Source organism: Helicobacter sp. T3_23-1056 (genome assembly GCF_053654535.1).
Window position 1 is genome coordinate 42793 of record NZ_JBSIUU010000014.1, and the last position, 23635, is coordinate 66427.

16 protein-coding genes and 3 pseudogenes are annotated in these 23635 nt (G+C 40.8%); 15 read left to right on the forward strand and 4 right to left on the reverse strand.

Annotation, left to right across the window (positions count from 1 at the left end; genetic code table 11):
• Positions 1 to 712: 712 nt before the first annotated feature.
• The 4 genes from ACWIUO_RS08480 to ACWIUO_RS08495 form a co-directional block, all read right to left on the reverse strand.
• Positions 713 to 880, reverse strand: a complete 168-nt coding sequence (locus ACWIUO_RS08480; protein WP_454177467.1) for a hypothetical protein — start codon at positions 878 to 880, stop codon at positions 713 to 715.
• A gap of 154 nt (positions 881 to 1034) precedes the next feature.
• Positions 1035 to 1316, reverse strand: coding sequence for a hypothetical protein (locus tag ACWIUO_RS08485; protein WP_454177468.1), 282 nt, complete (start codon positions 1314 to 1316; stop codon positions 1035 to 1037).
• A gap of 373 nt (positions 1317 to 1689) precedes the next feature.
• Entirely contained in the window at positions 1690 to 1824 is a 135-nt protein-coding gene (locus tag ACWIUO_RS08490; RefSeq protein ID WP_454177469.1) for a hypothetical protein, read from the reverse strand.
• A 328-nt stretch (positions 1825 to 2152) separates the two neighbouring features.
• The gene (locus ACWIUO_RS08495) at positions 2153 to 4192 is read right to left on the reverse strand and encodes an autotransporter domain-containing protein (protein ID WP_454177470.1); all 2040 of its coding nucleotides are present in this window, start codon (positions 4190 to 4192) and stop codon (positions 2153 to 2155) included.
• A 716-nt stretch (positions 4193 to 4908) separates the two neighbouring features.
• On the opposite strand from ACWIUO_RS08495, the gene ACWIUO_RS08500 reads away from it, so the two are divergent.
• From ACWIUO_RS08500 to ACWIUO_RS08570, 15 genes and pseudogenes are all read left to right on the forward strand, one after another.
• On the forward strand, positions 4909 to 5340 hold the full coding sequence (locus ACWIUO_RS08500; RefSeq protein ID WP_454177491.1) for an NAD(P)H-quinone oxidoreductase subunit 3: 432 nt from the start codon (positions 4909 to 4911) through the stop codon (positions 5338 to 5340).
• Positions 5341 to 5525: 185 nt separating this feature from the next.
• A complete protein-coding gene (locus tag ACWIUO_RS08505) occupies positions 5526 to 6017 on the forward strand; it encodes a NuoB/complex I 20 kDa subunit family protein (protein WP_454177492.1) in 492 nt (163 codons plus the stop codon).
• 90 nt (positions 6018 to 6107) lie between these two features.
• On the forward strand, positions 6108 to 6986 hold the full coding sequence (locus tag ACWIUO_RS08510) for an NADH-quinone oxidoreductase subunit C (RefSeq protein WP_454177471.1): 879 nt from the start codon (positions 6108 to 6110) through the stop codon (positions 6984 to 6986).
• Between the two features lie 40 nt (positions 6987 to 7026).
• Positions 7027 to 8283, forward strand: coding sequence for an NADH dehydrogenase (quinone) subunit D (gene nuoD, locus ACWIUO_RS08515; RefSeq protein ID WP_454177472.1), 1257 nt, complete (start codon positions 7027 to 7029; stop codon positions 8281 to 8283).
• 85 nt (positions 8284 to 8368) lie between these two features.
• A complete protein-coding gene (locus ACWIUO_RS08520) occupies positions 8369 to 8731 on the forward strand; it encodes an NADH-ubiquinone oxidoreductase subunit E family protein (RefSeq protein WP_454177473.1) in 363 nt (120 codons plus the stop codon).
• Positions 8731 to 9645: a hypothetical protein gene (locus tag ACWIUO_RS08525; protein ID WP_454177474.1), complete on the forward strand. Its 915-nt coding sequence runs from the start codon at positions 8731 to 8733 to the stop codon at positions 9643 to 9645. Before ACWIUO_RS08520 ends, ACWIUO_RS08525 begins: the two co-directional genes overlap by 1 nt.
• Before the next feature lie 9 nt (positions 9646 to 9654).
• Positions 9655 to 12297 (forward strand): annotated as a pseudogene (locus tag ACWIUO_RS08530) (NADH-quinone oxidoreductase subunit G); the annotation flags it as partial.
• 276 nt (positions 12298 to 12573) lie between these two features.
• Positions 12574 to 13563: an NADH-quinone oxidoreductase subunit NuoH gene (gene nuoH, locus ACWIUO_RS08535; RefSeq protein ID WP_454177475.1), complete on the forward strand. Its 990-nt coding sequence runs from the start codon at positions 12574 to 12576 to the stop codon at positions 13561 to 13563.
• Positions 13564 to 13593: 30 nt separating this feature from the next.
• Positions 13594 to 14125: pseudogene (locus tag ACWIUO_RS08540) on the forward strand (NuoI/complex I 23 kDa subunit family protein); the annotation flags it as partial.
• Positions 14126 to 14396: 271 nt separating this feature from the next.
• Positions 14397 to 14894 (forward strand): annotated as a pseudogene (locus tag ACWIUO_RS08545) (NADH-quinone oxidoreductase subunit J); the annotation flags it as partial.
• Between the two features lie 188 nt (positions 14895 to 15082).
• Positions 15083 to 15427 carry an NADH-quinone oxidoreductase subunit NuoK gene (nuoK, locus tag ACWIUO_RS08550; protein WP_454177476.1) on the forward strand — a complete coding sequence of 115 codons (345 nt, stop codon included), beginning with the start codon at positions 15083 to 15085 and terminating at the stop codon, positions 15425 to 15427.
• A 1-nt stretch (position 15428) separates the two neighbouring features.
• Positions 15429 to 17429, forward strand: a complete 2001-nt coding sequence (nuoL, locus tag ACWIUO_RS08555; protein WP_454177477.1) for an NADH-quinone oxidoreductase subunit L — start codon at positions 15429 to 15431, stop codon at positions 17427 to 17429.
• Complete coding sequence (locus tag ACWIUO_RS08560; RefSeq protein WP_454177478.1) at positions 17429 to 19357, forward strand: NADH-quinone oxidoreductase subunit M; 1929 nt, start codon at positions 17429 to 17431, stop codon at positions 19355 to 19357. The genes nuoL and ACWIUO_RS08560 overlap by 1 nt, the downstream gene beginning before the upstream one ends.
• Complete coding sequence (locus tag ACWIUO_RS08565) at positions 19354 to 21036, forward strand: NADH-quinone oxidoreductase subunit N (RefSeq protein WP_454177479.1); 1683 nt, start codon at positions 19354 to 19356, stop codon at positions 21034 to 21036. The genes ACWIUO_RS08560 and ACWIUO_RS08565 overlap by 4 nt, the downstream gene beginning before the upstream one ends.
• Complete coding sequence (locus tag ACWIUO_RS08570; protein WP_454177480.1) at positions 21017 to 23452, forward strand: tetratricopeptide repeat protein; 2436 nt, start codon at positions 21017 to 21019, stop codon at positions 23450 to 23452. Before ACWIUO_RS08565 ends, ACWIUO_RS08570 begins: the two co-directional genes overlap by 20 nt.
• The last annotated feature ends 183 nt before the right edge of the window (positions 23453 to 23635 follow it).

The following is a 23635-nucleotide window of genomic DNA, read 5'->3' on the forward strand; positions in this document are numbered from 1 at the left end:
AATGCGCCCCAAACAATCTCAAACACGCCTTAAACGCATTAAACACATTCAAATAAGCCCAAACGCTTAAACACATTCAAACGAGCTTAAACACATTCAAACGAGCTTAAAATACATTTAAATACATTTAAACATATTCAAACACGCTAAAACGCATTTAAGCAGGCTCAAAACACATTTTAAACACATTCAAACAATCTCAAATGCGCTCAAAACAAGCTCAAACGCATTCAAAACACGCTTAAAACAGGCTCAAATATGCGTCCAAACACGCTTAAACGCGCTAAGACACGCTTAAAAAACGCTAAAACGCGCCAAAATCCGCAAAATCTATCAAAAACGCGTTTTCAAACAAAAAAAAAAAAAAAACAAAAGCGTGGCAACATTCTACCCCCCCCCCTTATTAAGATTTGCTTAAAAGCAAAAAAATTTTTTGCTTTTTTTAAAAAAAATTGAACTTTTTAAAAATTTTTGAACTTTTTAAAATTTTTTGATTTTTTAATTTTGAACTTTTTTTAAAATTTTGTTTGTTTTTTTGTTAATTTTTGATTTTTTATTAAGATTTGCTTAAAAGCAAAAAATTTTTTTGCTTTTTTAAAAATTTTGATTTTTTAAAAAAATTTTGAACTTTTTTAAAATTTTTGTTTGTTTGTTTTTTTTGTTAATTTTTGATTTTTTAAAAAAAAATTGTTTTTTAAAATTTTTTAAGAAGTTATTTTTCAAAGCCACATTTTGTAGGCGTGTTGTAGGCGTGGCAATCCACAAAAATGCAAATTTTCACAATGACGGAAGTTCCCCCTCCCTTGCGGAGGGGGATTAAGGGGGTGGGTTTTCCGTCATTGCGAGCAAGTCGCAAGACTTGCGTGGCAATTATAAGCAAAAAAAAAAAAACACTTTATCAGACTAAATTTTCGCAAGAAACCCAAAGCATCTAAAAGGCGTTTTATTCGTCATTGCGAGAATTTGCAACTTTGTTAAAAGTTGCAAATTCGTGGCAATCTATTTTTTACGCATTGCAGTGTGGATTGCCACGCTCACTGCGTTCGCTCGCAATGACGATTTGATTGGGGGTGGGTGTCGGACTTATAGCATAAGCACAAAAAACAAGTCAATGTCAAAAAAGTTTTGCCGTCATTGCGAGCGTTGCAACGCAACGCGTGGCAATCTAAATCTATGTTTTTTTGAGATACTTCGCTTGCGCCCAGTATGACAAAGATGACAAAAACCAAGTTTGACAATGTCAAATCGTCATTGCGAGCAAGTCGTAAGACTTGCGTGGCAATCCACAATGCAATATAGACAAAATAGATTGCCACGCAAAAATTCGCTTACGCTCTTTTTGCTCGCAATGACGGCAATGCAAATTCTCAAGCAATGTAAATTCTCACAATGACGGGATTTCCCCCTCCCTTAGCACGAGGGGGTTAGGGGGTGGGTGTCGGACTTATAGCATAAGCACAAAAAACAAGTCAATGTCAAAAAAGTTTTGCCGTCATTGCGAGCGTTGCAACGCAACGCGTGGCAATCTATTTTTTACGCATTGCAGTGTGGATTGCCACGCTCACTGCGTTCGCTCGCAATGACGATTTGCTTGGGGGTGGGTGTCATTGCAAAATCGTAGCAATCTATTATTAGTTTTTGCCAAAAGCGTGTTTTTGCGCTTTTGTAGAGATAGATTGCCGCGCGTAACTAGCGTTCACTCGCAATGACAATGTGGAATGCAGATTCTCGCAATGACGAAAGAAACCCACCCCCTAGCCCCCTCCGCAAGGGAGGGGGGAATAAGAGGCTTTTAAATCCATAAGGGAGGGGGAAAAAAGGCAAAATCCTCCACACAAAATCCTACACAAATGTAGGAGAAATTTTTGTCATTGCGAGCAAAAAGAGCGTAAGCGAATTTTTGCGTGGCAATCTATTTTATCTATTGCTTATTAGTTGCTTTGATTGTGTTTGAATATAACAAACATTGTGAAAATGTCGTGGCGAAAATGTCGTGCTTATGTGGCTAAAACCACGCATTATTAAAAAGAGTCACTCATCGCACTTAAAACCGTGCATTATTAAAGCCACTAATCGCAATTAAAAGCGTGCATTATTAAAAAGCCACGCTTTACGCTTAAAAAGTGCGAATTATAAAAGCCACTCATCACGCCTAAAACCACGCAGTCCATTTGATGGACAAAGAATTTGCAAAGCCTTGCAAAGATGAGGGAGAAAATCCACCCACAAAGTAGATTCCCCCATAGCCTAGTGTGATTTCATTATTTTTTGCCACGCTCCACACAAAATCCAAATCCAAATTTGCATAAAGCAATGGCAAGTTTATATCGCCTTTGCTACTTAGATTTGCGATAGTAAAACTGGCGTTTTGTTTATTTAAAATATTGTATTTCCCACCTAGTAGCCAAAACATTTTAAAGCCACCATTTTTGCCAAAACTTTTGCTCCCTTTGAGAGAGAGGCTCACCTGTGGTAAATGCCAAAGATGAAATGGATAGTCCTCATTTGCTTGATTCATAAATTCTTTATTAAGGCTAAAGCTAGGCAAAAGTAGCAAATCATAGCTAATCCCTAGCTCTGGTGCGACATAGCTAGCGGCTTTTTCTTGGTAGAATGCTATGCCGATTTTGCCCTCTGTGCCAAATCCGTAGTTAAAAAGCTGGGTTTGTAGCTTGCCTGCGTAAGTGTTTGTCTCAAAATGAGGTGCGTTTATATCGCCTCGCAAAATGCCTTTGAAATAAAACTCTTTTAGGCTTTTTGATTTTAGGGCTTTGGAGGTGAAATAAGTCGCGCCAATCTGCGCGCTATGGGTTTGCAATAATATATTTTGCGCATAGACATCTGCTAGCGTGTGAGTGTATTCATAGCCTAAATATCCGCCTAAGATTCCGCTATTTCCCAAATTTCGCTGGATTCCCCCGATAATCCCTCCGCTAAATTCGTGCGCCCTAGACACGCTAGAATCGCTAAAGTAGCTATGTCCACCATAAGGCACGACAAACCCTATGTGGTTTTTGTTTTTGTCATAGGATAAAAATTTTTTCTCCAATCTTGCCTTGCCTCTATTTTGCCTTGAGTTTGTGGCGAGTTTTCGCATTTGCGGAGCATATCTAGGGGATGCGCCCGGTGGCGTGGTGGCGGATGGTTTTTCAAAGATTTGAGGTTGTTTTGATTTATTTGGTGTGGAGCGGAAATTTTTTTTCATCACCGAATCTAGCACGGTTTGCACCATCGTATTTCTACGCATATAGCCTAGCGTCATTGTTTTTAGGATAGTTATGCCATACGAGCTAGCCACATCAGCTTGCAAACTAAATCCTGTGCCCCTGTCTTGTAGCTTTATGCCCGGGGTTGGAGATAGATGTTCAAAGTTTGGCGTTACGCTACCTGCGGCAGCACCTTGAATGATTTTGTCATACTCATATATATCATTGACATTTGCGCCATTGCCATTTTCATCTAAGCCTACGCCTATGATTATGGATTCTTTTGCGATAGAAGAGACTTTTATGCTACCCGTATCGCTTCGTAGGTATAGGTGCTCTACGGGGGTTTTTGGGATTCCTGTGTAGCCTTGATTTTTAAAAGTATGTTGTTTTTTGTTGCCCCAATCTGTCCCTCCGCTAGAGATGGCAATCGTCCATTTATTTACATTTAGATTATTGATATTGCCATTTAGGTGGTAGCCAAAATTTAGCCCGATTTGCCCGTCATTTAGGTTCATTGTGTTTATGGTTTGGTTAGTAGTATTTGACCTATTGTCAAAATATAAAATATTCCCACCATTTAGATTTATGGTATTTATCACCCCGCCTGAATGATTTAGCGATAGAGTGCCACCGCTATTTATGGTGATATTTTGCACATTTCCACCGCTGATAGTGTAGTTTGTGATATTTCCCCCGCTATTTACTTCTACAAGTCGCACATTGCCACTGCTTGTAGTGAGATTGCCGATATTGCCTCCCTTATCGACATAGAGAGAGTCTGCATTCCACGCCTTGCTAGTAATGTATGAAGTGATATGCTCATTTGCGCTATATAGATTTTGGCAATAGGCTATGAGGCTTGCAAAAATCGCTATTTTGCAAGTGCAAGATTTGAAAATGTGGTATTTGAAAATGTGGGATTTGCAAGTGCTGATTTTGCATTTGCTATGTGGATTTTGTATGTTTGTATTAGATTTTGTCATAATATATTCTCCCTTAGAAAAAGTTGCGACAAATGCGTTACGCATAAGCGCGCTAGATTAAAAGTTAATGATTATATAACAAAATCTATCAAAACACGCAAAAATCGCGCTTTTGTATTTGATTTTGCTTTTTTGGGCAGGCGTTTTTGGTGCATTTTTACACAATTTTTGCGCATTGGCACAAAATCAAATCAAAAATATGTGTAAAATCGATACTATAATGAGAATTTATGCGCGTAATTGTTATAAGGTTAAGTATTTTTTTATCACTTTTGGTTATAATCCAAAGCAGTTGCAAGATGTGATAAAGCATAGATTTGCAACGGCGTAGCCACGCTACACAGCGTAAAATCACAACACAAAACAACACGCAAACAACGCATAAAAAACACGCAAAAAAGGTAAGATAAATGCCAACGACTAATCAAATCCAAAATCTAGCCACCCAAAATCCAACTTCGCAAAATCAAATATCACAAAATCTAACTTCTAAAAATGTAGATTCTAACGACATAGATTCAAACATTTCTCAAAATGCCACCCAAAATGCCTCCCAAAATGCAACGCAAAATCCCCAAAATACTTTTAGCACAGACGATTCGCTAGATTCTGCTATGGATTTGACTGCGGATTCTGCTATAAATTTTAATATGGATTCTACTTTGGCTAGCCATTCGGTAGATTTAGCCCACAATGTGGCAAGCGTAGATTTTGCGATGGCGCACGCGTTTTTTGGGGTATTTGTGCTATTTGTGCTTACATTTGTAGCATTTAACTACACGCTAAAAATCCAGCGTTTTATCTCACGCAAGCTCGCTACCAAATCCCGCGACAAACTCAAACTAGCCCCTTATGAATGCGGTCCTACTCCGCTAAAACAGCCTGCCAAAATCCCAAATCAGTTTTTTATCATCGCGCTATTGTTTGTGCTATTTGATATTGAAGTGGTGTTTATGATTCCGTGGGCTATCGTGTATAAAGAAGCGATACAAACTAGCGGATTTGGAATCTTGCTTTTTATAGAAATGATAAGTTTTATCCTGCTACTTGTGGTGGGGCTAGTGTATGCGTGGAAAAAAGGCGCGTTGCAATTACAAGAGCATAGCCCAAAAGACGCGCTTATAGCGCAAAATGTGCCACAATCATAAATGATTACAACAAATATAAGGAATCAAAAATGAATCAAAATGCCCTCTCTACAAAATCTATAAATGCTTCAAATCCTGCAAATATCGCAAAATCTAGCATAAGCCAACACGCTATAAAACAGCCCACCATAAAACAACCATCTATAAAACAACCCACCATAAAACAGCCCGCGCATTTTAACCCTATGACGCCTCTGCGCGATGCTAGCCTGCCTATCGCGCTAACCACGATTGACAAGCTATTAAATTGGGGGCGAAGCAATTCGCTTTGGCCCCTCACTTATGGGCTTGCGTGCTGTGCGATAGAGATGATGGCGACAGGGGGAAGTCGCTTTGATTTTGATAGATTTGGGACGATTTTTCGCGCGAGTCCTAGACAAAGCGATGTGATGATTATCGCGGGCACGCTCACCAAAAAGCACGCCGAATACACGCGCAGGCTATATGACCAAATGCCCGAACCAAAATGGGTAATCTCTATGGGTAGCTGTGCAAACACTGGCGGAATGTTTAACACCTATGCCACCGTGCAGGGTGTGGATAGAATCATTCCTGTGGATATTTATTTGCCCGGGTGCGCTCCTCGCCCAGAGACTTTGCAATACGCCCTGCTTGTGCTTCAGCGCAAAATCCGCTCAAATAAAGCAACTCCATCAAAACAAAGAAGAGTGATTTAGCCCACGCGCAAAAAGAATTAAAAACCAACGCAAAAAAAAGCCAAACGCAAACTAGAATCTAAAAAAAAATCTAAAAAAAGAGGATAAAAAATGTCGCAAGAAACGCATTTGCAAACGCCACAACATTTGCAAAATCCACACCAAAATCCACATAAAGATGTCCAAAGGCATTCTTATCACACGCCTAGATTTTATAAGCCAGAGCAAACGCCAAAGCAAGATATACAGGGCAGTGCGTGGGAAGTGATTTACAATCATATTAGCTATTTTCATAAAGTAGATTTGGCATATATCGAGCTAGGTTGCGCGGTGCTGTGGGTAGAATCTAGCGAGATTTTCCCCGTGCTACAAAGGCTAAAATCGCTAGGCTATGAAGTGCTAAGTGAAATGAGTGCCATAGATAAACTAGCATTAGATTCTAGCGATTTTAGCGAATCTAGCATTTTTGGAGAGAAGGGCTACATAAAAAGTGCGGGAAAATTTGAGCTTTTTTATCAGCTTCATTCATTAGATTCTAGCTATGCGGACAAACGCAGAATCCGCATAAAATGCACGCTAGAAGAGGGCGAAAAAATAGAATCCATACATTGCCTTTTTGCGCTTGCGCTGTGGAGTGAGCGTGAGATATATGATATGTTTGGGATTAGGTTTTTAAATCACCCAAAATTATCGCGCTTGCTTATGCCACGCGATTGGGTAGGACACCCGCTTTTGCGCTCTTATCCATTACAAGGTGATGAAAATGCTAGCTGGTATGAGGTGGATAAAATCTTTGGCAAGCAATATCGAGAAATCATCGGCGCAGAGCAGAGGGATAGTGCTAGGATAGATGAGAGTGAAGTGAGAAATTTTGCAAAAATCGATGAAATAGGCAAAAGTAGCGACCCGCTATATATGCAAGCCTCAAAAACGCTTTTTGTGCGAAATATCTCAAAAGAAAAAAAAGAAATTTTGCAAAAACGCAAATAAACGCAAAATCCACATTACACGCTAGGTAAGGACACGCAAAATGGCACAAATCTACACAAGATTAAAACCACAATTTGAAAATATCGCGTTTGAAAAGCGAGATGATAACGCAATGGTGCTAAATTTTGGACCACAGCACCCTAGCACGCACGGGCAGTTGCGACTTGTGCTAGAGCTAGAGGGCGAGCAAGTCAAAAAAGCCCACCCAGAAATAGGCTACCTGCATAGAGGCATAGAAAAGTTAGCAGAAAATATGATTTATAATGAGTTTATGCCGACAACTGATAGGCTTGATTATATCGCATCAAGTAGCAATAATTATGCGTTCGCGCTAGCAGTCGAGCGACTTATCGGGCTAGAAATCCCACGCAAAGCACAAGTAATCCGCACCACGATTTTGGAGCTAAATCGTATCATTTCGCATATCTTTTTTATCGCCGTGCACGCGATGGATGTGGGTGCGCTATCGATGTTTTTGTATGCGTTTAAGACGCGTGAGTATGGGCTTGATTTGATGGAGGATTATTGCGGGGCTAGGCTTACTCATAATGCGATTCGCATAGGTGGCGTCCCGCTGGATTTTCCACCAAAATGGCTTGAAAATCTGCAAAATTTCCTAAAAGAAGTGCAAAAATCTATCGAGCTTTTTGAGGGCTTGCTAGATAATAATCGCATTTGGCGCGCAAGGCTAGAGGGCGTGGGCGTGATAAACGCAGAGCGGGCAAAATCGTGGGGCGCAAGCGGGATAATGCTCCGTGCCACAGGCATTGCTTATGACATTCGCAAAGAAGAGCCTTATGAGTTGTATGATGAGCTAGATTTTGCCGTGCCTGTGGGGCATAGTGGCGATAGCTATGATAGATATAGGCTTTATATGCTTGAGATTAGAGAATCTTGCAAGATTTTAGAGCAGCTAATCGCGCTTTATCCACAAGCTAGCAAAGAGTGTGAAAATCTGCGTGGTGGTGGGCTTATGGCTGATGCGCCTAGCTTTATTTCCGCACCAAAAGAAGAGATAATGACGCAAAATTATTCACTAATGCAACATTTTGTGCTTGTTACACAGGGTATGCGACCACCAAAGGGCGAAGTGTATGTCCCCACAGAATCCCCGCGTGGCGAGCTAGGATTTTTTATCCATTCGCTAGGCAATCCATATCCTCAACGCGTAAAAATAAAAACCCCTAGCTTCGCCCACACGGCGTTGCTCCAAGAAATGCTAGTGGGGGAATATATCGCCGATGTGGTTACCATAGTTGGTTCGTGCAATGCGATTTTTGGCGAAGTGGATAGGTAGATTTGCGCGATTTGGGGTGTAGAAATTTAGGCTTAAAGTTGATTCGGAAAAACAATAAAAACAAAAAAAACAAAGGGAGCGAGAAATGAAGCGTTTTGATTTGCGACATTTAAAAAACGATTTTTATACCAAAATGGGTGAAATTTTAGATTCTAGCTTGCAAAATGGCGAAGTTGGGATTTTTCTCTACGAGCTAGGGGAGTTTAGCAATGTCGCTAAAAGCGCGGAATTTATGCGATTAAAAGGCTGTGAGATTCTAAATTCTGTGCGGTTTAATCATTGCGATTGGACGCTTGTCGTGCGCAAAGGTGGCAAAAATCTTGCAAATCAAAATCTAAATGAAAATCATATTGACGCACAAAGCAAAAACGCGCAAAATCCACAAAATGCGCAAAATCTACAATCTCCGCAAAATCCAAATACTTCACACAATACGGAGCAGGCGTAATGAAAGATTTGCTTTTAGTGCTAGGCGAAATGGCGTGCGATATGCAGGCAATTTTTGCGCAGGATTTTAGTGATTTTGGCGTGGAAAAATTTAGCGCAGGGGATTTTCACAATGGAGATTTTCGCTCGCTAAAAAAATTACAAAAATTACAAAAACTCCAAGATTTGCAAAATTTGCAAGATTTTCACACTATCATTTTGCACCCCATAGCTGATACGCGCTATGAAATAGAGCAAATCCAATATGAAATCGGCACGGAATTAGGCATTATGATTTTGCTAGCAAACGCGCTTTTGTCAAGCGAAGTAAAGACAAACAAGGACTTAGATAGCGACAAGATAACATCTATTAAGCATATTTTAGAGAAATTATCTAGCTTTGATTTTGGGCATATTTTTAGCGAATCGTCTTTAAGCGAAGAAGAAGTAGATGGGATTGTAAGTGGGTTTGAAATAGCGACAAATCGCTACATACTGCTAGGCAGGGCGTTTGCATACCATAGCGACAAAGAGAGTATTTATAAGATTTTAGGACTGCTTAGCAAAATCCCAAATACACATATTATCGCTCATAAAAAATGCGAAATTATTGATTTAAATGAATGCCTAGATAATGAATTTTGGGCAAACATAGAATCTAAGCTAGAAAATTTGCCAGAGAGCAATGGCGCGTTTGTATACTTTGCCCCGCAAATTCGCGCAAAATCTAAAAATCCAACCCTGCAATCTACAAAGCAATTTTTGGCATTAGCCAAATGCAAAAATGGTGATACTATCACGCTAAAAAATCATTCTATAACCATAGCTTGTCAAATCCTAGAAGCCCCATATTTGCGCGGTGTCGTGGGTATCACTAGCGATTTTGCAGATACGAAGGGCTATCCATTTGTCCCATTGCAACACCTAATCGCATAAGGAGAAAATATGAGCCAAACAAATCCACAACAAAACCAGCCCAACCAAAATCTAGCCCAAAATCTAATCACTATCAAAATCAACAACCGCTCTTTGCAATGCAATGATGGCGATACCGTGCTAGAAGTAGCGCGGGCAAATGGCATATTTATCCCCACGATTTGCTATCTCTCAGGCTGTTCACCCACGCTTGCGTGCAAAATGTGTATGGGCGAAAATAGCGAGGGCAAGCGCGTCTATACCTGCAACACAAAGGCAAAAGATGGTTTAGAGATTTTTACCGATACGCCAAGCTTGCGCAAAGAGCGGCAAGCAATAATGCAAACCTATGATGTAAATCACCCGCTAGAATGCGGAGTGTGCGATAAAAGCGGGGAGTGCGAACTCCAAAATCTAACGCTTTATACGCAAGTATCCCACCAAGATTTTGCTTTGCCTGATGATGAAAAGCATTCTAAATTTTGGGCACAAGCCGAATATGACCCAAATCTTTGTATCGTGTGCGAGCGGTGCGCGACTACTTGCAAAGACAACATAGGCGAAGCAAAGCTAAAAGCAAACAAAGCAGACTTGCACTCCCCTGATGAATACAAAGACAAAATGGCAAAAGACCCATATAGCGTGTGGAGCAAGAAGCAAAAATCTTTAATCGAATTTGTAGGTGGGACGCCTTGCGTGGATTGTGGCGAGTGCATCGCGGTTTGCCCTGTGGGCGCGCTAACTTATAAGGATTTTAGCTACACTGCAAATGCGTGGGAACTAAAATCAATTTCTAGCACTTGTGCTTACTGCTCTGCGGGCTGTCAAGTCATCTATGAAAAACGGCATTTTGATATGGCAGGTGCTAGTATCACAGAGGCTGATAAAAAAGGCAAGACAACAAGTGGGGAGAAAATCTATCGCGTAAAAAATGATTTTCACTTCGCGCCGATTTGTGGGGCGGCTAGATTTGGGTTTGGTTTGCGCTCTCAAGGGGATTTTCACTTAGATTTTCACGCCAATCAAAGCCAATCTAGCACTCATACAGATAGTGTGCTAAAAAATGCCCTAAATGCCCTAAAAATAGCCAAAGGTATCAACTTAGGCTCGCAAGCCACCAACGAAGAAGCCCTAATAGCCCAAAATCTAGCCACGCATTTTGGGCTAAAAATCTACAATGATGAGGCGTATGCCTATCAGCGACTTTTTGGCAAACTCCCACTAAATCATACTCTAAGCGAGCTAAAAAGCTCTAGCGTGATTATCGCGCTTGGGGCTAGCGTTAGGCTACATATCCCGCATATCCAATACGCGCTAAACAATGCTATTCGTATCCAAAAAGGTGTGAAACTTTTTTATGTAAATCCTATTTTTGATTCGCTTATTTCTAGCTTTTCGCGCTCGGTAGAGTCCATCTCTTATGGTGCAAATTGTGAGAGGGAAGCATTGCTTAGCTTGCTTATTGCATTAGGGGAGGTTTGTGCGCAACATATCGACATAGACGCACATATCGCTCAAAATAGCGAAATACAAAACGCAATAAAAGAAATAATGCAAACAAAAGAGGAAATAACGCAAGAATCTAACCAAAATTTTAGTAAAGAAGTTAGTAACGAAGCTAGCCAAGAATCCAATAAAGAAGCTAATAAAGAATCTAATAATGCGGATTCTGCCAATCAAACAAATACAGAATCTAGCGAGCAAGAAAAGCAAGATGCTAGCCCAAAATCTACAAGCAAAATCATTTACAAGGCATTGCAAGAAGCGCGGATAAATGCGGAGGATTTTAGCAAAATCGCCACTGCTTTGCTCGAAAAAATATCCCCCCAAGAATCTAAAACAAACTTTTGTGAAGCAAGCCTTATAGTCGGCACAGAAGTGCTAAACGCGATAAATAAAGATTCTAGCGTGGCGGATATATTAGGGATTTTAGAAAATCTAGGGATAAAGGTTTTTGTCCTGCCAAATGGCGCAAATGTCGCAGGTATCGCACGGATTTGCACGCTAGAGCCTAGCCACATTTTACAAGCGCATAATGATTTTGCAAAATCTACAAATGATTTTGTGAAAGATATGATAGGAATCCGCGCTAGCGGGGAGTGGGTATGGGATAGCTATTTTTGTGATAATGATGGGGATATACCACAATCTAGCCATATCGCAAAACCTGATTTGATTTTGCCGACTTTTTCGCAAATGAATGCCACGATAACAAACTATGAAAATCGCGTGCTACCCATAAATCGCGTGCTAGATTTTGCGGGGTTTGATTTAGGTGATATTGCTAGATTTGTGGCGGGTGCGGATAGGGATTTTGCCCTAAGCTATGCTGTATGTGGAAATCTAAGCGACTACGCGCTAGAGCTACCAAAAGATAGGGGATTTTATCCATTTTCACATTCTGCGCTAAAAAACCATTACACACAAAGCGGGGAGGACAAACGAGGCTACGCCCTAGAATCCGCGCTAAAACTACAAATAGCGCAAACTATGACTGATTCTAAAAAATCTAGCACAAAAGCACGCGAATTTAACGCATATATTTCATACCCGCAAAATCTATTTGGCACACAAACCGTGCTAGATAAAAATATGCAGCAACAAGATGGATTTTACACTTCAAAAGCGCATTTTGAGGAGCTAGGCTTAAGCGAGGGGGAGGAAATCTGCTTAGAAATAGCAAGTATTGATAGCGATTTTTTGGCGAGCGATTTTGAGTCGCAAAATATTGAGTCGTGTGATTTTGATTCGCGTGATTTGGATAGAAGCAAAAATCTAGCGCAAATAAAGGGTAGGGCGTATATTGATTATGGATTGTCTCAAAATATTTGGCTTATTAGTCCGTATATTTTTGGCAAAGATATTGCAAGCCCTAGCAATTATTTGCAAGTTAGGATTTTAGGCAAATGATAAAAAAACGCTAAAAAGATTTTGGTATGAGGAGTGAAAATGAGTGAGTTTGTCATCGAAACGATTATAAAGATTTTGGTTGTGGTGCTGATATTTTCGTTTTTGGGAGGGTTTGGCACATATATCGAGCGCAAGGTGCTTGGGAGGTTTCAGCGTAGGCTAGGACCTAGCTATGTGGGACCTTTTGGCTTGCTTCAATTTCTAGCCGATGCGATAAAACTTTTTACCAAAGAGGATATTTGCCCACAAGGTGCAAATAGAATCATTTTTATGCTAGCCCCTGTCATAGCGATGATGAGCGCGTTTATAGCGATGGCTCCGATTCCATTTTTTGGCGAAGTGGAGGTTTTTGGGCGGACGATAAAACCTATCATTTCAGACATAAATGTAGGGCTTTTGTTTTTTTTATCTGTGGGTGCGGTGGGTATTTATGCACCGCTTTTGGCGGGATTATCAAGCGGTTCAAAATATTCGCTTCTAGGTGCGGCTAGGGCGTGCGTGCAGTTGCTTAGCTTTGAGGTGGTATCTGTGCTTAGCGTGTTGCCACCGCTTATGCTTGTGGGCTCTTTGTCGCTCATAGCGATAAATGACTATCAAGCAGGAGGCTTTTTTAGTTGGCTAATCTTTAAACAACCTTTGGCTTTTGTGCTGTTTCTTGTGGCTAGCTATGCAGAGCTAAATCGCACGCCTTTTGACTTGCTAGAGCACGAGGCAGAGATAGTGGCGGGATTTTGCACAGAATATAGCGGGCTAAAATGGGGAATGTTTTTTCTAGCGGAATATGCGCATTTATTTGCGTTTGGATTTGTGATTTCGCTGATTTTTTGTGGCGGGTATGAGCCATTTTATTTTATCCCGGGCGGGCTTGCTATCGTGCTAAAAGTATGTTTTTTTGTATTTTTGGCTATGTGGGCTAGGGCTACTTTTCCACATATTCGCCCTGACCAGCTTATGAGTATGTGTTGGAAAGTGTTGCTCCCGCTTGCATTGCTAAACTTAATGCTTACAGGCGTTATAATGTTGCTATAATAATATTTGCGTTTTTAAGGAGAATAATTTATGAAAAATACATACAGCAAAATCCCATATACAAAGCCACCTACCAATGCTTTTGGTGCGTTTGCAAAAAGTGTGAAGCGCATTTGTGGGCTTGATTTGGCAAAGGGGCTAGCACTTACTTTGAAGGAATTTTTTTCTCCACCTGCTACGATTCATTATCCAGCCCAAGTGATTCCTTTTTCGCCTCGTTATCGCGCTGTTCATAGTTTGCAACGATTGCTAGAATCAGGCAATGAGCGGTGTATCGGCTGTGGGCTTTGCGAAAAAATCTGCACGAGCAACTGCATACGAATCATCACGCATAGGGGAGAGGACAATCGCAAAAAAATCGATTCTTATAGCATTAACTTAGGGCGGTGCATTTTTTGCGGACTTTGCGCGGAGGTGTGCCCAGAGCTAGCAATCGTTATGGGGCAGAGATTTGAAAACGCAAGCGAGGCAAGAGCGCAATTTGCTACCAAAAAAGAATTGCTTGTAAGCGAGGGGGAGGCAAAATCGCATAGTTTGGTGGAGTTTGCGGGGTTTGGGAGCTATACAAGTGGGGCGGATAGGAGGCTAAAGGGAACGCCTGTTGCGTTTGATAATGTGGATTTGGTAGATTTGGCTTTGGGTGATTCATTTGAAAAGTCGCCTAGCCCCGCTTCACTGCAACGCACCTCTAGTGCGTCTCATTCGCAGAGCGAGGCTATTTCTCAAAGCAATACCGCAAATACTAGAATCTTAGATTCTAGTGGTGAGGATTCTAGCAAAATAGATTCTGCCAACTTAGCCCAAAATCAAGCCACGCCACAAGGAGAAAACTAATGTTTGAAGCAATCGCATTTTATTTGTTTGCGTTTTTGACACTTGGGGCATTTTTTGTAGTCATCAGCACAAACAACCTTCTTTACGCCCTCACAGCCCTTGCAAGCGGAATGATTTTCATCTCTAGCTTTTTTTTCATACTTGGAGCGGAGTTTTTAGGCACGGTGCAAATCGCAGTCTATACGGGCGCAGTCATCGTGATGTATGCGTTTGGGCTTATGTTTTTGGATATTTCGCGCACCATAGATGAGCATCATCAAGGGCAAGTTAGGCTTTGTGTGATGGTGTTTTTTATCGCGCTTTTGTTGCTAGCGATTTTTGCATTCCCTATTTATCATAACAATGTCTTGCTAGAAAAATCCACCATTATCATCAATGAGCCAAACACTTTTGGAATCGGCAGGGTGCTTTTTAGCAAGTATCTAATCGCATTTGAAATCACAGGCGTGCTACTTCTAGTCGCACTCATCGGTGGCGTGGCACTTGGTATGAGAGAAAATCTAAGCGCGTTTTTAAAAGCTAGCACATTGCTAAAAGAGAGCATAGAATCACAAATCAAAAACAACGCACAAAAATCTAGCAATGAAAATGTAGATTCTAGTGCGTTAGAATCTACAAAAGCTACAAAATACACAGAATCTACAAAATCTATGCAACCACACAAAACACGCAAAAAGGAGGACTAATGGAGGCGATTTCTACAAATTTTGGCGCATATCTAAACATTCATCATTTTTTGTTTTTAGCCACGCTGATTTTTGCGCTTGGGCTTTTTGGTATGCTTAGACGCAAAAATATTTTAATGCTATTTTTATCAAGCGAAATAATGCTAAATGGGCTAAATATCGCCCTTGTGGCGATTGGCAGAATGTTTGGCGATGCAAATGGTGAGATTTTCGCGCTTTTTGTGATAGCGATTGCGGCTAGTGAGGTGGCTATCGGGCTTGGGCTAGTCTTGCTATGGTATCGTAGCGGGTTTAAGGGAGCAAAATCCCTTGATATTGATAATCTTAAAAGTATGAGAGGATAAAATGGAAATATTTAATAGCGGTGTTTTTGCCCTCATAGTCGCGCTTTTTGCGCCATTATGTGCGTGCGTAGTTTCAGCATTTTTTGCTACGCGCTCGCCCAAAGTCGCACTAGGTTTTCTAAATTCGCTTTTGATTAGTTTGTCATTTGTGGCTAGCGCGTATCTTTTGTGGCTAGTGTGCGGAGATTTTTTTGTCTCGCAAGCAAGTGGGATAGATTTTGCGCAAGCAAACGCGCTAGAATCTAGCGTTGATTCTGCTCCTTTGGTTAGCATTTCGCTTTTTGAATGGCTTGTTTTAGGGAATTTTGGAGTGGATTTTGGATTTCGGGTAGATAGCATTAGTGCGATTATGATTTTTGTGGTTTCTTTTGTGTCGATGCTTGTGCATTTTTATTCGATTGGCTATATGAAAGGCGATGAGGGGTTTAATCGCTATTTTAGTTTTTTAAGCGGTTTTGTGTTTTCGATGATGTTTTTGGTGCTAAGTGATAATTTTTTGGGGCTTTTTGTCGGCTGGGAGGGCGTGGGGGTTTGCTCTTATTTACTCATTGGATTTTGGTATCAAAGGCAAAGCGCAAATTTTGCAAGCATTGAAGCGTTTATCAGCAATCGTATCGCGGATTTGGGAATGTTGCTTGGGATATTTTTGATTTTTTATGCGTTTGGCTCGCTAGAATTTGAAGTCGTATTTGATAGTATCTTGCACCAAAATGGAGAGGCAAGCACTTCGCAGAAGATTTTGCTATGGATTGGGATTTTGCTTTTTATCGGTGCTATGGGGAAATCCGCACAATTTCCATTCCACACTTGGCTAGCAAATGCGATGGAGGGTCCTACTCCCGTATCTGCGCTTATCCACGCTGCGACAATGGTAACGGCAGGGGTTTATTTACTCATTCGGGCAAATCCTCTGTATAGTGAGATTTTGCATTTTGGAGAGATTATCGCGTATCTTGGGACATTTGTGGCGTTATTTGCCGCGTCTATGGCGGTGGTAAATAATGACTTAAAGAGAATCATTGCTTATTCTACGCTTTCTCAACTTGGCTATATGTTTGTAGCAGCGGGGCTTGGGGCGTATTCTATCGCGCTTTTTCATCTTTTTACCCACGCGTTTTTTAAATCGCTTTTGTTTTTGGGCGCGGGCAATGTAATGCACGCGTGCAATGATGAGCTAAATATCAAAAAAATGGGTTCTCTTGCGCGCCCGCTAAAATACACGATGATTTTTATGCTGGTGGGCAATCTAGCATTATGTGGGATTCCGCCTTTTGCGGGGTATTTTTCTAAGGATTTGATTTTAGAATTTAGCTTTAATGCGGAGTATAAAATCTTGTGGATTTTGCTAGTGTTTGGAGCGTTTCTTACGGCGTTTTATAGTTTTAGGCTTTTTATATTGGTATTTTTCCAAAGCCACTCGCTAGATTCCGCCTCGCAAGAATCCCATAAACATTCCACCCCACACGAAGCAAGCAAACTAATGCTTTTTTCAATGCTACCTTTGGCATTTTTGGCAGTCATCGCAGGGTTTTTTCATAAGAGCTTTTTTGAGATTTTGTCTCACGCTATTGCGTTTGAGATGCCACATAGTGATTTGGGCGAAGAGATTTTAGCCCTTATCGCGCTTGGTGCAAGTGCGTGTGGGATTATCTTTGCGATTTTGCGATATGGCAAGAAAAATCCCAAAAACTTAGATTCTAGCACAAAATCTAAATGCGATAATTTCATTTATCATTTGCTTAGCAATCAATACTATATCCCCAAATTGTATGAATGGATTTTTGTGCGTGGGTTTGCCAAAATCTGTGAAGTGATAAATGAAAAAATCGAAAAAGGCATTATGCTAAAAATTATTGATGTGTTTAGCAGGATTTTGATTTTGCTTAGCAAAGTGCTTTCACTGCTACAAGATGGCTCGCTTAGTAGCGCGCTTAGGCTTATGGGTTTTGGTGTGCTAGTGCTACTATCTAGCGTGGTATTTTTATTTATTGGAGGTAGATAATGGAATATTTACTATCCGTGATTATCGCATTTCCGCTCATTGCAAGTGTGGTGGGGTTTAATATCGAAGAGAGAGTGGCAAAAATCTTTGGCATTGTCGCTAGTGGCATAGAGCTAGTCTTGGTGCTTGGGCTTTGGGTGGGGTTTGATAGCACAAGCCATCAGTTACAATTTGAGCATTTATTTGTGTTGGTAGAATCTTTGGGGATTTTTTATCATATCGGGGTTGATGGGATTTCGCTATTTTTGATTGTGCTAAGCGCGATAGTGGTGTTTTTGAGTGCGATTTATATAGGTAGATACAAGCTACAAAATCACTTTGTCGCTTCATTACTTGCATTAGAGGGCATACTTATGGGCGTTTTTAGCGCACAAAGTGTGCTTTTGTTTTATATTTTTTGGGAGTTATCGCTACTGCCATTGCTCTATATGATAGGCGTTTGGGGGAGTGGCACTCATAGTGAAAATATCAAATCCGCGCTTACATTTTTTCTCTATACATTTTTTGCTTCGCTTATTATGCTACTTGGCATTATTTATTATGCGTATTTATTTTTCTTGCACAATAAATTTTGGAGTTTTGAGCTTAGCGATTGGTATGCGCTTAGCCTGCCTAGTGAGTATCAAATCTGGCTATTTTTGGCGTTTTTCTTTGCGATTGCGGTGAAAATCCCTATGATTCCCTTTCATTCTTGGCTACCAAAAACTTATGGCAATGCCCCAACGATTGGCACGGTGATTTTATCTGCATTATTACTAAAAATGGGGACTTACGCGCTTGTGAGATTTAGCGTGCCGTTATTCCCTGATGCAAGTGTGGATTTTGAGCTTTTGATACTAAGTCTTGGGCTAGTGATGATTATTTATGGTGGGATAATAGCCTATGCAAACAAAGACATAAAGCAAGTCATCGCGTATAGCTCCATCTCGCATATGGGCGTGGTGGTGCTTGGGGTGTTTTCTTTTAGCGTGGTTGGGGTAGGGGGCGCGGTGTTTATGATGTTTGCACACGGGGTAGTGAGTGCTATGCTTTTTATGCTGGTGGGAATCATAGAGGACAAATACGCGCAAATTTTCAATGTGGATTCTAGCAAATCTAACACAGAATCTAAAAAAGACGAATCTAGCGAAATCATAGAGGGTAGAAATATCGCAAATTTTGGAGGGCTAGCACGCGTTGCCCCCGTGCTTTGCGGTGTATTTGGCATAGCGATGATGGCAAATGTGGGGCTTCCTTTAAGCATAGGATTTGTGGGGGAATTTTTTAGTTTGCTTGGGGTATTTAAAAGCTATCCTATTATCGCTTTTTTGGGTGGATTTACCATTATCATCTCGGCTGTGTATATGCTAGTGCTGTATAAAAAAATCTTTTTTGGGGAGCTAAAAAACACCAAGTTAGAGAATTTCACGGATTTGGATTCTATGCAAAAGGGCATTATGGCGGTATTTGTGGGGTTAGTGATTTTTTTTGGTGTGTATCCTAAGCCACTGCTAAAATCCATAGAAGCAAGCGCGCAATCAACGCTTCAAGTCGCTTATGAGCGCGCACATAACGACAAAAGCAAAGAGCGCATAGAATACAATCTCTACCCCTACACGCGCAAAATGGAGATAATCCCCACAATCCCAAATGATGTGCTAAATCTACAAGAGGGAATCCAAGAATTTGATGAGTTTAGAGAGATTAGAGAATCGTTAGAAAAAAATGTGGGGGATTTAGGCGAATCCTCTGCCAAGCCAAACCCCCAAAATGACGCACAATCTAGCCTGCCACCTACTATAAAATCTAGCTCGCAAAACGCCACGCAACCAACTACGCAAGAAATAAAAACCGACATAAAGCCCACCACGCAACAAGCCACACAACCCGACACAAAGCCTGCCACACCTGCTACGCAAGATAAACCCCAAAATGGAGCGATAAAATGAACCTAGATATGTTTGAACTAAAAATCTATGCGATTTTGCCTGTGCTGATTTTGGTTTGTGGTGGCGTATGCCTGCTACTTATCAATGTTTTTTCTAGCGTATTTTCAAAAGGGCTAAATGTCGCTTTGAGTGCGCTATTTTTGGGCGTTAGTGCGGTGTTTAGCCTAAATCTAAAAGTAGGGGAGAGCTTTTTTGGGCTTATCAATATCAATGGTATTACCGCGCTTGGGCAGTTTAGTATGGAAGTGTGCGCGCTTATTTTTATCGTGCTTTTTGGTAGCAATGCTTTAATCAAACATAAACATATTATGGATAAATCTTTTCTCATAAAAGAGTTTTATCCATTGTATTTGTTGATGATTGCGGGGTTTGATATTATGGTTTCAAGCACGCATTTGGTGGTGATTTTGCTTGGGTTAGAGATAGGCTCTCTTAGTCTATGTGTGCTTATCGCGCTAAATCATAAAAGCAAGGGAATCGAAGCTGGAATCAAATATTTTGTGATGAGTGTGCTAGCTAGCGTGTTTTATATTTTTGGCGCGGTTTGTTTGTATTATGCGTGCGCGAGCTTAGATATTGCCCATATCCACGATATTTTGGTAGATGATAAATACACTTCTGTCTTTGCTGTATTTGGTGGAATCGTATTTATTTTAGCCGCTGTGTCTTTCAAAGCCTCCGCTGTGCCGTTTCATAGCTGGATGCCTGATATTTATGAGGGGGCAAATTCTATTATGGCAGGCGTAGTGTCGATTATCCCCAAAATCGCGGCGTTTAGCGTGGCTATCATCTTGCTTGGAGCGTTTTTAAAAGTCGGCATTATATGGCTAGAATCCGCGCTATATATCATCATAGTCTTGACGATAACCCTCCCAAATATCGCAGCCCTTATCCAAAACGATGTCAAACGAATGCTAGCGTTTAGCTCGATTTCGCATAGTGGGTTTGTGCTAGCGTGCGTGCTTGTCGGCACACAGATGAGCCTAAGTGCGCTATATTTGTATTGGTTTATGTTTATTATCACAAATGTCGGGACATTTGGCTTAATCTGGCTAAAAGAGCTAAATAGCGTGGCAAATGCTACAAATGCGCAAAATACACAGGATTTTAGCAATAAAACGCTAGAATCTAACAAGGCTTCTTACACTGCTTGCAATGAATCTAAATGCGTATTTGCAAAAATCTCACGCAAAATCAATGCCCTTTTTTCAAACAATATTTCTACAAAAACCCCTTATGACATTCCATTTAGCGCGTTTAATGGGCTTGTTCGCATTTCGCCACTCAAAGCATTTTTGGGTGCGATTTTTATGTTTTCTTTGGCTGGGATTCCGCCTTTTGGTGTGTTTTGGGGCAAACTTTGGGCGATTATGAGCGTGTATAGCGTGGGATTTGTGGGGCTTGCACTTGTGATGATGATAAATAGCGCGATTGCTGGATTTTATTATTTGCGCTTGGTGGTGGCTATGTTTTTGCTACCTCCAAACGCTGATAATGTCGCTAATGCAAGCAATGCTATGCCACATAATGATTCTGCGATAAATCATACAAATGGTATGAAAGATTCTATGCTTAGCAAAATTATCATTAGGATAATGGGGGTTTTGTGTGTTGGCTCGATTTTTATGGCTCAATTTTTGCTTGATTTTATAGGAAAATATGTTATCGGGGCTTACTAAATTGCGCATAAAATCCTTGTGGCTATGTTTGTTGTTTGTGTATTTTGCGGAGGCGTTAGAGATTTCTACGACTTTTGGCAAGCAGGATAATGAGGGGTTTTCTGTCCTCACGCTCAAAAACTCAAAACCCTTTGCGTGCAAAGAAATATTTGATGCCGCAGGGACAGATGTATCGATAGAATGCAAAATCGATAGCGTGCCTGATAGGGGGTTTGCAGGGTTAGAAAATGATTTTTTCAAAGTTACTTACAAAATGATAGAAAAGCAGTTTTATCTCTATATCTATCCAAAATATCGCCAAAAACTTTTTTCAATCCCCAAAAATCCAAAACAGGGCTTTGTGCTTGATAAATACCCTTCAATGATTGCAGATGCGTGGCAAATCGTGGGGTATAAAGAGCAGATTCCGTTTTTGTCGCAAAACTCTCAAGAAGAGCAAAGAGGGGGGCTAGATTTTCCTGTGCGCATAGAGGGGGAGGCTATGCCTATAATGCCCGAGCTAAATTCTGATAATCGCCCATTGCAAGCGACTAGAAATAGGGATTTTGAGGCGTATTCTGATGTGATAAAACTTATGGAGCGCAAAGCCTATATCACTGCTATAAACGACATAAATTACGCGCTAAAAGAAAATCCAGATTCTGTGTTTCGCAGGGATTTGACTTATCTTAGAATCATTGCGATGATAAATTTGGATTTAGAAGAGCAAGAGCCTATTATCAATGCCGCGCAAGATTGGGTTAGGGCGTTTTCTGCTGACCCTGATGTCCCAGAGATTTTATACATTCTTGCAAACTCTTATAACAAAGAAAATATCCCCTCCGAAGCGGAGCATTATTATAAACGCATTAGCGATGAATATCCAAATTCTCGCTTTTCGCCATTGGCAAAAATGCAGCTTGCAGTGATGTCGCGCACGGGTTCTGCGCCCATTTATGTGCGTATGAATTTTCAATCCGCCTACACAGCAGCAAAAGATTTGCCAAGTGCTAGCGAAGTGGCGTTGCAGTGGGCGTTATTTGAGCTAGAGCAAAGCCCTCAAAATCCAAATTCTCTTAGCAAAGCACAAGAGCTAATAAGCAAAGTCTTGCAAGTCTATCCCGTGTTTTTCCTTGATGAAAAATCCCCGACTGCGGACATTATCGAGGATTTGCTAGACAATAAACTATATGATTTAGCCGCCAAGCTCACGCTATATCTGCACGATAATACCGAAGATGAGCAAAAAGAACAATATGGTTTTGATTTGGGGGCGTATTATGAGCTAGCAGGGGATTTTGACAATGCCCATAAAGCAAATCAGGCATTTTTGCAAGACTATCCAAAATCAGATTTTGCCGATGAAGTGGAAGATAGAGATGATGCGATATTATTTAGCGTGAAGGGCAGTGATGATGATAAGCTAAAGCATTATGCTTATTTGATGGAAAAATATCCAAATGGCGATGAAGCAAGCAAGGCGCGTGATTTGAGCGCGGAGATTTTGCTAAAAAGGGGGGAATTTGCAGAGGTGCTTAGCTTGTATGGCAATGCTTCTAGCCCACACAAGCAAACTGCGCTAATGGAAATCATCAAACTTGCATTAGCCAAAAACGACTGCAAAGAGGCAAATACTTATTTGATTAGGGCGAGTGTGTTTGATTTGTCCCCTGCGCAAAAAATGAGTGGCTTTGATTGTTTGGTATCAAGCGGGCTTATGAGCGCGGCAAAATCTATCTCTAATGGAATGGTAGAATCTAGCGCAAATCCAAAAGAGCGACTAGAATGGCTATATCGCATTACCAAAAATCTCTACACTTTAGGGGAGTTTAAGCCAGCTACAATGGCTGCAAGAGATGGTTTTGCCCTAGCACAAAGCCTAAAATCTCATTATGACATTGCTTTTAGCCTTTTTGATGCGTTGGTGGCAATCAATTCACGCGATGAAGCAAAAAAAATCGCTCCATTTTTGCGCGAGCATTTTGGCAAACAAGAAAAAATATTGCCTGTGTATGCCAAACTGCTAGAATACGCACTAGAGGACAAAGACCAAACCCAAATCCAAATCTATGCAAACAATATTATCGAGCTACAAAACACGCTTAAAATTGCTGAATACACGCCCTATGCAGAATTTGCGCTTGCAACCTCGCTAAAAGATACCAATAAATCAACCCAAGCACTAACCTTGCTCCAAAAACTAGAATCTAAGCGACTAGATAACCCCGATAAACAAAGGCTTTTTTATCAAATCGCAAGCATTTACAACACGCAGGGCAAGGATTCTAGGGCGTTGGAGTATTTTAACAAATGCGTGAGTGTCAATGTCGCTTCACAATGGCAAAGCCTATGCAAAGAGGCGATTAGCTTTATCAATTCCCAAAAAAAATCCGCACAGGATTCTAATTTCGGGCTAGCACAACAAACGCAACAATAAAAAAACAATGAATTACAAAATTTGCCACCCTTAAAATCAAAAGTAATATAGCAAGCCAACGGAAAAAAGTTGATTTTGCTTATATTTATTTAAGGTTGTAGATTTTAGTCGATACTATGAGTTGCAAAAGCGATTCTAAAAGTGGCGAAATTTTCATACGGGATTTTGGCGCGCTTTTGGATT